This window comes from Psychrobacter sp. FME13, assembly GCF_014861395.1.
In the GTDB taxonomy this organism is placed as follows: domain Bacteria; phylum Pseudomonadota; class Gammaproteobacteria; order Pseudomonadales; family Moraxellaceae; genus Psychrobacter.
Genome location: NZ_RRYV01000088.1, coordinates 1 through 12,205 on the forward strand (window position 1 = coordinate 1; position 12,205 = coordinate 12,205).

At 41.7% G+C, this 12,205-nt stretch carries 10 protein-coding genes; 6 read left to right on the forward strand and 4 right to left on the reverse strand.

Features of this window, described 5'->3' with window-relative positions; all coding sequences use genetic code 11:
• Positions 1-214 precede the first annotated feature (214 nt).
• Positions 215-1,954, forward strand: a complete 1,740-nt coding sequence (locus EI164_RS10595; protein WP_192519932.1) for a tetratricopeptide repeat protein — start codon at positions 215-217, stop codon at positions 1,952-1,954.
• Between the two features lie 81 nt (positions 1,955-2,035).
• Here EI164_RS10595 and EI164_RS10600 read toward each other — a convergent pair whose 3' ends face one another.
• The 3 genes from EI164_RS10600 to EI164_RS10610 form a co-directional block, all read right to left on the reverse strand.
• Entirely contained in the window at positions 2,036-2,539 is a 504-nt protein-coding gene (locus tag EI164_RS10600; RefSeq protein WP_192519933.1) for an Rrf2 family transcriptional regulator, read from the reverse strand.
• A gap of 59 nt (positions 2,540-2,598) precedes the next feature.
• A complete protein-coding gene (locus tag EI164_RS10605) occupies positions 2,599-3,855 on the reverse strand; it encodes an NnrS family protein (protein ID WP_192519934.1) in 1,257 nt (418 codons plus the stop codon).
• 228 nt (positions 3,856-4,083) lie between these two features.
• Entirely contained in the window at positions 4,084-5,514 is a 1,431-nt protein-coding gene (locus EI164_RS10610) for a DASH family cryptochrome (protein ID WP_192519935.1), read from the reverse strand.
• A 154-nt stretch (positions 5,515-5,668) separates the two neighbouring features.
• On the opposite strand from EI164_RS10610, the gene EI164_RS10615 reads away from it, so the two are divergent.
• Positions 5,669-5,902, forward strand: a complete 234-nt coding sequence (locus tag EI164_RS10615) for a hypothetical protein (RefSeq protein ID WP_192519936.1) — start codon at positions 5,669-5,671, stop codon at positions 5,900-5,902.
• Positions 5,903-6,030: 128 nt separating this feature from the next.
• Here EI164_RS10615 and EI164_RS10620 read toward each other — a convergent pair whose 3' ends face one another.
• The gene (locus EI164_RS10620) at positions 6,031-7,515 is read right to left on the reverse strand and encodes an aldehyde dehydrogenase family protein (RefSeq protein ID WP_192519937.1); all 1,485 of its coding nucleotides are present in this window, start codon (positions 7,513-7,515) and stop codon (positions 6,031-6,033) included.
• Positions 7,516-7,940: 425 nt separating this feature from the next.
• On the opposite strand from EI164_RS10620, the gene EI164_RS10625 reads away from it, so the two are divergent.
• The 4 genes from EI164_RS10625 to EI164_RS10640 all read left to right on the forward strand — a co-directional run.
• Positions 7,941-8,549 (forward strand): TetR/AcrR family transcriptional regulator, encoded by a 609-nt coding sequence (locus EI164_RS10625; protein ID WP_192519938.1) that lies wholly within the window; start codon positions 7,941-7,943, stop codon positions 8,547-8,549.
• A 367-nt stretch (positions 8,550-8,916) separates the two neighbouring features.
• Positions 8,917-10,128 carry an iron-containing alcohol dehydrogenase gene (locus tag EI164_RS10630; protein WP_192519939.1) on the forward strand — a complete coding sequence of 404 codons (1,212 nt, stop codon included), beginning with the start codon at positions 8,917-8,919 and terminating at the stop codon, positions 10,126-10,128.
• A gap of 161 nt (positions 10,129-10,289) precedes the next feature.
• Positions 10,290-11,339, forward strand: a complete 1,050-nt coding sequence (locus tag EI164_RS10635; RefSeq protein ID WP_192519940.1) for an NADP-dependent oxidoreductase — start codon at positions 10,290-10,292, stop codon at positions 11,337-11,339.
• A 288-nt stretch (positions 11,340-11,627) separates the two neighbouring features.
• A partial coding sequence (locus tag EI164_RS10640; RefSeq protein WP_192519941.1) for a type 1 glutamine amidotransferase domain-containing protein occupies positions 11,628-12,205 on the forward strand: 578 nt, incomplete at its 3' end.

Consider the following 12,205-nt stretch of genomic DNA (forward strand, 5'->3'; position numbering starts at 1 on the left):
CGTCTATGGGCATCTCACAACTCCATTGTATTCTTGGTCGAAAACAATAGATTAGTGAGGTGCTCTTCTTTTTTCAATCACTTTCGAAGTTGAGAGTGGGGTATTTATACTTTTAAACATACAACATACTAGCTAAAATACCAACCTAAGTTGATTATTAACTTGATAGTAGTACTCAAAAATAAAAACACCTTTACGTCCAAAGGATAAAAAATTGCCAACGCTAAAACAGATAATTACTTATAAAGCGCTTATCTTAAGCTTAGCTTCTTGTTTGATACTCAGTGCCTGCGATACAGATTTGATAAGCAACCAAAGTTCAACGCAACAGATAAATGGTACAGATGAGTATAACCTTGGAACACTCTACTATACTGGTGAGAACAAAAATATTGAGCAAGATTATAGCAAGGCCTATGAATGGTTAGAAAAAGCGGCTTATAAAGGTCATGCTGACGCCCAAAACACTGTTGGCTTGATGTACCTTAAAGGTGTTGGCACTGAGAAGGACCGTAAGCAAGCCATACAATGGTTTCAAAAATCTGCCGACCAAGGTCATACCTTAGCGCAGCAAAACCTTGACATGCTAAATGGCGAAGACATTGTTATATTTGGTGATCCTAGCAATGCTAGTGACCCCATTTCATTATTTAAAGATATTTATACTGTAGCACTGACAGGGCATAAAAATGCTCAAACCCAACTCGCTACTATGTATGAAAACGGTATTGGCACCCCTCAAAATTATGCCAAAGCTATCGAATGGTATGAAAAAGCAGCTAAGCAAGGTCAAGCTAAAGCTCAAAACAACCTTGCCTCAATGTACTTTCATGGTCGGGGTGTCACACAAGACTATACCAAGTCTTTTGCATGGTATCAAAAATCCGCTGAGCAAGGCTATGGACTGGCCCAAAGCAATCTTGGTTGGGCTTACTATGAAGGAAAAGGCGTACCTCAGAACTATGATAAAGCCCTTGTATGGTATCAAAAATCAGCTGAACAGGGAGAAGCTATGGGACAAAACAACCTTGGTTGGGCTTATTATGAAGGAAAAGGCGTACCTCAGAACTATGATAAAGCCAGCGAATGGTTTCAAAAAGCCATCGCTCAAGGCAGTGCCTTGGCGCGTAACAATCTAATTCATCTAAATCGTGAAAAAAAAGGGCTCTGTAAAGATAGCTATATACCAAACGCAGAATTCGCAAGCACTCAACATGCCGCAAACGCAGGTGATAAAAAAGCCCAGTATGAATTAGCTGCTATGTTTCAGGATGGAGAGATTGTCTGTCAAAATGATAGTAAAGCAGCTGAATGGTACACAGAATCAGCCAAGCAAAACTATGCAAAAGCCCAAGACAGCCTTGCCTCTATGTACTACACAGGTACAGGCCTCGAACAAGATTACGTCAAAGCACTTGCTTGGTATAAAAAAGCAGTTGAACAAGAAAATGCTGCCGCTCAATACCACTTAGCCGTTGTCTACTCCGAAGGTAAGGCTTTGCCAAAAGATTTTACCAAAGCCCTTTCGTTAGCTAAAAAATCAGCGAATCAAGGGTTTGCTAAAGCACAGTTTGTTCTTGGCAAACTATATAGCGACGGTATCGATGTGACCAAAAACCATGAACTAGCACTTAAATGGTATAAAAAAGCGGCGGATCAAGGATATGTAGAAGCTCAATATAATCTTGGCGTCATGTACCGTGATGGACGCAGTGTTGTCCAAGATTATGACAAAGCAATGAGTTTTTTTCAAAAAGCCGCCGAGCAAGAATTTGCATCAGCACAAAACAACCTCGGATGGATGTACCAACAAGGCGAAGGCGTTGCTATCGACAATAATAAAGCGCTCTTTTGGTACAAAAAAGCAGCAAGTCAAGGAGATGCAACAGCACAACAAAATTTATTGGCGTTAAATAGTTTATTAGAATGTGAATTTTGTGCCAATACCGATTAACCAACCTCATTGACCAAGTTTAGCTATAACTTTAGAACTTTAGGACTTTAGGACTTTAGGACAGTATAAAGCACCAAGCATTTATGATAGTAAAGCCGCCAGCTCATCTTCATTATTGATAATATCTGCTAGTGTATAGCGTTCAAGAACCTTTATAAAAGCCGTTAACGCTTCAGAAAAGACACTCTTGAGTTGGCATACTGGCGTAATCACGCAGCCTATCGGTTTGTCTGCCTCTTCCTCGATAAAGGCGACTGGTAGACCTTTTGACTGAGGATCTTTATCCTTGTTCACTGGTACAGCAAAACACTCTACCAAATCAAAATCAGGCTCTATTTGTTTAATCAACGCACCTAAATTAATATCATTAGGTGAGCGTGCCAGCCGTATACCACCATTTTTACCACGGATACTCTCTATATATCCCAGCTGCCCTAACTGGTGTATGATTTTAGTCAAATGACTTTTAGAGATGCCATAGCTATCAGCAATATCGCTGATATTGGCTAACAGTGACGGATCTGGTCTCACAGCCAAATAAATCAGTGAGCGTAGCGCATAGTCACTATAGTTGGTCAATCTCATTTACGAACACTCCAATTCTAATCTTCTTATTAACCACTCTCTGCTTAAACACTAGCTGTTCAACCAAACAACCCATCAGGTCTAGGGCGTGCCAGCATTGGCAAATAGCTGATGCAAAATAACACAAAACAGGCAATCCACGCACCTTGGGCAATCATAACCCATAATAGATAGTGGCTCATATCCGCCAATGGTAACAATACCCGACTGATAAACACCAATACCATAAACGCATACATCAGATTGACTAGGTTGGGCGGTTGATGAATACTACGCCCAGTATGCCCAAGTGAGACCCGCGTCATCATCGCCACGGTCATCATACCAATACCCGCAATCGCAAGCCCATGTACCGCCACACTATGGGAATAACCTAACCAAGGTTGCAGTGCGTACAAAATAAAGCTTAAGCACATTCCCAAAAACGCGACATATAACGACCACAGTAATGGTTTTTTCCAGATGCCGTGGTGATACCATCCTATCAAACGGACGATATTCACGCTTGCCACGCCGAGCGCTGTCACAGTCAAAAAGTACGGATTAGGATAAAATAAATCAACGATAAAAAATGCTAAAAACAATAATAAACTGGCGACATCTTGTATTTTACTATTATACAATGTGACGGTTTGTACAACGCCTTTATCATCAGTCGTACTAAGACCTCGTTCAATAAAGAAAGGCACAACTCGCCGACCAATAGTCAACACTAAACCAATAACTAAGTAAAACCCAAGATAAATACCTATCTTGGTCACATTCATATCTGCATTAATGACACCCCAATAGCATAAACCGTTACCTAAGGTTAATAGTATCAGCTTTGCCAAAATACCCATCTGCTTATATTGCTTCACCTGCCAGACTGCTCGACATATTACAAAAGCCATCAAGCCCATAAATAACAAATCAAACGCTGCCGCTACATATAGTAATCCAGCGCCTGACCCAAATCCAACATCAATACCCAACCCAAATAGCAACCAACCCAAGCGTGCCAATAACCAACAAGCAAAAATACCGAGCAATTTATAGCCATGAGGCATCATTACGCCTGTCCAAGTCTTTACCGCTGTCAATAAAAACCCCGCTACAATCGCTAGTGCATAGCCATAGATCATTTCATGACCATGCCAATACAATGGATTCAATACCTGGGCGTTAATATCCGTATGACCGGTAAATACAAATGCCCATAGTGCCATTGTGACAATAGCAAATATGGCCCCTGCACTAAAAAATAAGCGAAAACCCAAATTAAGAATAGGATGCGGTGCGCTTGGCGGTTTACTGGGCAAATTGATAGCTTGCATGGCTGTCTTCTTATAAATATATTGATGGGTGTTAATAAAATAATTTATAACATTCATTTTAAATGAATGTTATAAATTATGCAATATTCTTAGCTAGCAGCCGCATCTCAAACAGCAGGTGTTAAAAAAGCCACCAAGATGGTAGCTTCTTATTTTTTAAACATTCAGAGCGTACTGAGCGAACAAGACAATATAAAAATCTTTAAAAATTTATCAGCAACGCTAAGGTTAGCTTAGTACATAATCATCGGTATTATCACCTTGCCATTTATGAATAAAGCTACCACTCGGATCATATTGCTGGGTTTGTTTGGCCAAATTAAACTGACGACATCCTCTTGGGTCAGCACCTACCCCTGCCAGGTACTGCCAATTCCCCCAGTTACTCGCCACATCATAATCAATCAGATGTTGCTCAAAGTGCGTCGCGCCATAACGCCAGTCTAGTCCCAATTCATGAATGAAGCAGCTGGCCACGATTTGTCGCCCACGGTTAGACATGTAGCCAGTTTGCAGCAACTGCTTCATACACGCATTAACAATAGGATATGACGTGGTGCAGGTTTTCCATTGTTCTAAGCGTGTCCTATCAAAACTGGTCGTTGGTGGCTGCTGGGCAATGCCTTTAAACCAAAATAGCCGCTGCTGATGGGTCAGCGCATACCAGTAAAAATACTCACGCCACAGTAGCTCAAACCAAATCCAATATGTTGAGTCATTGGCGACAGTGTCTCGCTCATATTCACGCAAGCGGTTGAGCAATACATTGACCGATAACGACCCGTTCGCCAGCCAAGCCGAAAACTTGGTAGAGCTTGTCCAATCGTCAAGAGCATTGCGGGTGGTTTTGTAAGTACTGGGTGCGTCAGACCCAAAATAGTCATTAACATGGGTTAACGCACTCGCTGCCCCGCCTTTAAACTCAGATAACTGCTGTTCAAACTGATAGTTTTTGAAGAACAGAGTGTTATCCTCCGCTTCATTGAGTAGGTTGTCAGGTAATGCTGGCAATGACGATGGCGCGCTGCTCAAAACCACATCATCTGCAGCAGTCAATAAATGATGCGTTGCTTCTACTTTTTTGCGAAACTGGGTGAAGCTCTTGGGTAAGTATTCTGTCGGTAACGTAGCAAACAATGTGTTTGTCGATTGGCTGTGCCATGTTATTTTTGGATGTTTTTCTTGTAAAAGCGCATAGATTTGGTTTTGCGCATAGTCTGCCGTGTCGCTGACGCAAATATCTGTAACGTGCTGACGCTCTATCAGCTGGCACAATTGAGCAAAGGTGCTCGTTGTCGACTCACCGTTCGGTTGCGATGGCTGGCGTGATGTTAGATAAAGCAAGCTGTTGCCAAGACGTTGTAGTGACTCATCTAAATCAGCCAAGCTCTCTGCCAAAAACTGCGCGCGTGCAGCACCCATCTCATCGAATTGATATGCTTGACTCTCGTTGGTTTGGCTGACATTAGAAGCTTCAATGCTACGCGCCAACGAGTCAGCATAAACACACAGTAGTGACCCATCATCTTTTTTAGCCAATGTCGCCGCTTTGCTCACAGTCGCGTTATCATCGACACGCAAATCGTTATGAAACAATACCAATACTGCTTTTTTATCTACTAGCTTGTTTGGTAAAATATCTGATTGCTGATTTAACATATTTTAGTTTCCATTTTGGCTCTCATATACTTAAATACATCATTTAATCGCTTAGCCCAAACTATAATGGTTTAAAATACGGCATACAGTATAAAGCGTGTTAAATAACTGATATGAGCTACCTGATGAAATGATTGTTCCCTAGGAGAATAATATGACTGAAGAAAACGCACCGGACGAAAAGCGTAAAATTATCAATAAGTTTTTAATGAGACTGACCAAAGAGCAGCCTCAAATGTATTACGCCACGACAGCCGAAATCTCTCGCAGTATATACACCATGATAAAAGAACATACCAATCGCTTGTCAGTAGAAGAGCAAGCACTTGTCAGACGCATAACGGTTGAAGAGATTGAAGGCTTACTTGGTTTTCACCATAATAAATAAAAAGGCTTATCTGGAGGGTATTTAATTCAGATAGTCATTATTTATATCTCATCCATAAAAAAGACCGCTATATAGCGGTCTTTTTTATGATTCACATATCAGTTTACAGTAATTATAAAGTGGCACTTTTAGAATAGATACTCACGTGGCTCATTTTGTACAGAAATCCAGTGCAGTCTGGTGAATTCTTCTAATACCCATTCGCCATTAAAGCGTCCGATACCTGAGTTTTTCTCACCACCAAATGGCGTATTACTTTCATCGTTCACCGAGATATCATTAATATGTGTCATGCCAGCTTTGATACCACGTGCAAAGCGTAAACCTTTAGTCAAATCTTGCGTAAATACCGCACTTGATAAGCCGTACATAGAGTCATTGGCGATGGACAACGCATCATCTTCGTCTTTGGCACGAATGATACCGACCAACGGGCCAAATACTTCGTTACGTGACAAATCCATCTCACGTGTCACCTCAGTGAAAATATGCGGCGGCACGACCTGACCCTCTATCTCGCCACTCAGAATCATATTGGCACCTTCTTCTTGTGCTTTGGCGATTTTGTCTTTTAGCGACTTGACTTGTTTTTCATTGATAATTGGGCCAACGGCTGTTTCTGCTTTGTTTGGATCACCCACTTGTAGGGTTTTGACATGGTCAACGAAGCGCGTCACAAACTCGTCGTATAGTGCATCTTCGACAATGATACGGTTGATCGCAATACAAATCTGACCTTGGTGTAAGAACTTGCCAAAGGCTGCTGCTTTTACCGCTTGATCGATATCAGCATCTTTCAACACAACAAATGGACTATTACCACCCAACTCAAGGGCGACTTTTTTGATATAATCGCCGCCATTGGCCAGCTCGCCGATGTGCTTGCCAACTGAGGTCGACCCAGTAAACGATACTAAACTTGGCGCTTTGTGTTCAACGATTGCATCACCTATCTCACTACCAGAGCCAACGACCACATTGAGCAAACCTTTTGGTAGACCTGCTTCTTCAAATACTTTCGCAAGTAGCAAACCACCTGTCACAGGCGTATCGCTAGCAGGTTTTAGCACCACGGCATTACCAAGTGCTAATGCAGGCGCAATAGAGCGTTGAGTCAAATGTAGCGGAAAATTCCACGGACTAATAACGGCAACCACCCCGATAGGTTCTCGGTAAATAAAGTTTTCTTTACCTGGGGTGTTGGATGGACGAATTTCACCATGCACACGGTTAGGAAAAGTGGCTGCCTCTAGCGTAATGGCGCGTGCAGTGCTGAGCTCTACCATTGCCTTGACACGAGTACTGCCCGATTCTTTAATTAGCCAGTCGATAATCTCGTCTTGACGCTGATCTAGTATATTTACAACGTTGTAGAGTACCGCTGCTCGATCCGCTGGTGTTTGCTTGGCCCATTCTATTTGGGCTGTGGTCGCTGCATCGTAGGCTTCATTTAATTGTGCCTCTGTTGCTTGTTGAATCTCTACAAGCGAATCACCGTTATATGGGTTTGTATTGGTATTGACGCTCTCGTCTTTGCCCTTTTGCCACGTGCCTGCGATGTATTGAAGATGAAAATCGCTGTAAGCACTGGTTTTGGTATCATTAGCTGACATAATTATCCTTATTTTTACTTTGTTATGTTTGACATTTAGTTTTAGTATTGATTTTAAAGTTATTATCAAAATATTGAACAAAACACTTACTTAGAGAAATTCGTTCATAGAAAGCCTCTTATAAACAGCACATCTAAACTCACTGTTAGGCACTATTCATTGTTATACTCCTTATCATCCTGACTACTTAACTAACTGCTTAACTGATAAGGAATCTAATGACTAGCTGGCCTAAAACGCAACTTGATAGACGACTGGTCTAATGCTAACATAGCAACTAATAAAACAAGACTGCTTTGCTCGTAAATATTGTTGATAAAACGTAACGCACATTTATAAATACTATTAAAATACGTCCTCAATATGACACCCAAATAAAATTAATAACTCTATTATTATGAAGTTCCAAGGAGAACATCATTTCTATGTCTACTATCACAAAAGCACCTATCGCTACATCAGACACTAGAGTCCACTTGCTCGAAACTGGTTATCAACTTATCGCACACAAAGGCTTTACTGCCGTTGGTCTTAAGCAGATATTAGATACAGCGGGTGTGCCTAAAGGCTCTTTTTACCATTACTTTGCGTCTAAAGAAGCGTTTGGTGAAGCAATCATTCATCATTATTTTAGCCTATATAAGACACGACTAGACATCATCGGCGCGCAGAATATTAATGCACAGCAAAAGCTATATAACTATTTTCAAAATTGGTATGACACTCAGCAGAATGGCTGCGACCACGAAAAATGCTTGGTGGTTAAGCTCAGCGCTGAAGTGGCTGATATGTCAGAGCCTATGCGCATCGCGCTAAACGCAGGCTATCAACAAACTATTAACTGGCTTGGTGACCAAATCAAAGCTGGTTGGGTAGATGGCTCTGTGCCACAGCCTGATAATATTGCTGCTGAAAGCATAGCGAAGCGGTGGTATTTTTCTTGGCTTGGTGCCAGCTTAATTGCCAAAATTAGCCAAACCAATACCCCACTTGCTGAAGTATGGCAAATGACCACATCACAGCTAGGACGTTAGCGCTCTAGGCACATACTCGCCATTTCTAAATGTCTACTCCTACTTTAGCATTCACATGTTAGAGGAAACATTGGTGTCTTGAAAAGCACATTGATGATCAACACCAACACCAACACCAACACCAACACCAACACCAACACCAACACCAACACCAACACCAACACCAACACCAACACCAAAAATATTACACAGCCCTTATAATTATTGAACCCCTACTTAATAATAAAGTTATGAGAGAGTTTTGTAAAAATTACTAGACGACCGGTCTAATTATATTTACAATGCACGCAAATGTGAGAAACGAACTCACTAATAAATAATTTTTTAATTCGGCATCCAATCAATATTTAACAAACTTAGGAATATCATGAATAACTTTCAATATTACAATCCAGTACGTATCGTTTTCGGCGAAGAACAAATCAAACAATTATCAGACTTAGTGCCTACTGACGCCCGCGTCCTTATTACTTATGGTGGCGGCTCAGCACAACGCACTGGTACATTGGATGAAGTTAAAGAAGCATTGGCAGCAAACGGCAATCGTACCGTATTCGAATTCGGCGGTATTGAAGCCAACCCAGAGTTCACTACATTGCTAAAAGCGGCAGATATGGTCAATGAGCACAATATTGATTTTCTGCTTCCTGTTGGCGGCGGTTCAGTGATTGATGGCAGTAAATTTGTTGCATTGGTATCGTCACTTGCTGAAGAAGACGGTACTGTCTCACGTGAACAAGCGTGGAATGCATTGACTGGCTACTGTAAAGATATCGACTCTTCGATTGACTTGGGTGCAGTATTAACTATCCCAGCAACTGGTTCTGAAATGAACTCGGGCGGTGTGATCAACTATAGCGAACGTCAAGCAAAACTCCCTTTTAATAATGCACTTGCCTTTCCTAAATTCTCAATTTTAGATCCTGCTAAGACGCTAACTTTACCTGAGCGTCAGGTCATGAACGGCGTAGCCGATGCTTTCGTCCACGTGATTGAGCAATACCTAACCTATCCTGTTAATGCAAAGGTGCAAGACGCATTTGCTGAAAGTTTGCTGAAAATCCTTATCGAAGAAGGCTTAGTGGTTAAGCAGGATCCAAACAATTTAGAAACCCGCAAAAACATCATGTGGACAGCGACCATGGCACTTAATGGTCTAATCGGTACTGGTGTGCCACAAGATTGGACAACACACATGGTCGGTCACGAATTAACGTCATTGCATGCGATTGACCATGCTCGCACCTTAACCATCTTATTGCCATCAGTTATGCGTGAGTTAAAAGAAAGCAAAAAAGAAAAGCTGCTCCAATATGCTCGTAATGTATGGAATATCACTGACACCGATCAAGATGATGACACCATTATTGAAACCGCCATTGTTTACACGGAAAACTTCTTCCGCGACTTGGGCTTGCCAGTCAGCTTAAAAGACGCTGACTTGACTGAATCAGCCATTGATCCAATTATCAAGCAGCTCGAAGCTCATAACATGGTAAAACTGGGCGAACATGGCGCTAACGATTTAGAGGTATCACGCCATATCTTGCAACGCGCCGTTACTAGCAAAGCATCTTAATAAATAACAGCTCAGTAAGAACAAATACATATAGTTGTGCTATTCATAGTAGCTACTCAGCAATGAGTAGTTGCTATATCGTAATCAGAACCAAAACCACAATCTAAAATAATTCGATTTAAATAAAAACGCTAAAACCAATAATTAAAAAGGATAATAAAATGAGCTTTGATAATAATCAGAACCAAGAAATTAACCGCCAAATCACGCTAGCCAGCCGTCCTCATGGCGCACCAACCAGTGATACTTTTGAGCTAAAAACTACGGAGATTCCGACTCCTAACAACAAGCAAATGCTTCTACGTACCGTTTATCTATCACTCGATCCCTATATGCGTGGACGTATGAGCGATGCCAAAAGCTATACCGATCCATTACAAGTCGGCGACGTCATGACTGGTGGTACAGTCGCCCAAGTGGTCACGTCTAATGTGGATGGCTTTGTCGAAGGCGACTTGGTGGTATCAGGTTCTGGCTGGCAGGACTATAGCGTCAGTGATGGCGAAGGCGTTCTAAAGCTTGATAAAAACATGCCACACCCTTCTTATGGTCTAGGTGTACTAGGTATGCCAGGATTTACCGGGTACATGGGCTTAACTGACATCGGTAAGCCACAAAAAGGCGAAACCCTAGTGGTGGCCGCAGCGACTGGCCCTGTTGGTGCGACTGTCGGACAAGTGGGCAAAAAACTTGGCGTACGTGCCGTAGGTGTGGCAGGCGGCAAAGAAAAATGTGATTTTGCAGTCAATGAGCTTGGCTTTGATGTTTGTATCGATCACAAAGCGGATGACTTCGCCGAACAACTAAAAGCAGCTTGTCCAGATGGCATTGATATTTATTACGAAAACGTTGGCGGTAAAGTCTTCGATGCCGTACTGCCATTACTAAACGCACATGCACGCATTCCTGTGTGCGGCCTAGTGTCACAGTACAACGCAACCGACTTACCTGATGGCAAAGACCGTTTGGGCATGCTAATGGGTCAAATACTGGCCAATCGCCTGACGGTTAAAGGCTTCATTATTTTTGAAGAATATGGCGATCATTATCCTGAGTTCTTAAAAACCATGGGTCAATGGGTGGAGTCAGGTGACATCAAAACCAAAGAACATCAAACAGATGGCTTGGCACAAGCGCCGCAAGCATTCTTTGATATGCTAGAAGGCAAAAACTTTGGTAAAACTGTTGTTAAAGTTGCTGACGTTAAGTAATTTGCGTTAGGCCATCACCACTTAACAACATAACTACTTATTTTGATAACTGAATATTAAGTCTGAAACCTAGATACTGTTATTTAGATGCAGTTATTTAGATGCAGTTATTTAGATGCAGTTATCTAGATGCAGTTATAACAGTCATCATTTAGTATTCATCACTTGCTGCTTTAAGATGGCTTATTTATGTAAAGCATCTGTTTATATACAGCATCTACGTTTTGGCTTTCTATTTATCTATAAAAATTAACTTTCAATGTGAATGAATAACAAATAAGGATAACAATGAATATTTTAATGGTACTAACCTCACACGACCGTTTAGGCGATACTGGTAAAAAAACAGGGTTTTGGCTAGAAGAATTTGCCGCGCCTTACTACGCATTTATCGATGCAGGTGCTAACGTCACATTAGCGTCACCTGCTGGTGGCCAGCCGCCGCTCGACCCTAGTAGCGATACTGAAGATGCACAAACCAAAGATACCACACGTTTTAAGGGTGATACTAAAGCTCAAGAACATCTGGCCAGCACCAAAAAGCTTGCGGACGTAAAAGCAGAGGATTTTGACTCGGTATTTTATCCTGGTGGTCATGGCCCATTATGGGATTTAGCCGTAGATGAAAACTCTATCAGTTTGATTGAGACTTTTGTCAAACAAGATAAGCCTGTTGCCTTTGTTTGTCACGCACCAGGTGCGCTTAAAAATGTCAAAGTCGATGGCGAATATTTGGTCAAAGACAAAAAAGTCACTGGCTTTACCAACTCAGAAGAAGACGCAGTCGGCCTAACAGATATCGTACCTTTCTTAGGGCGTGTTGAACATTGGCGACAAATTGATGGCAAAAAAAATAGCGAACGGTT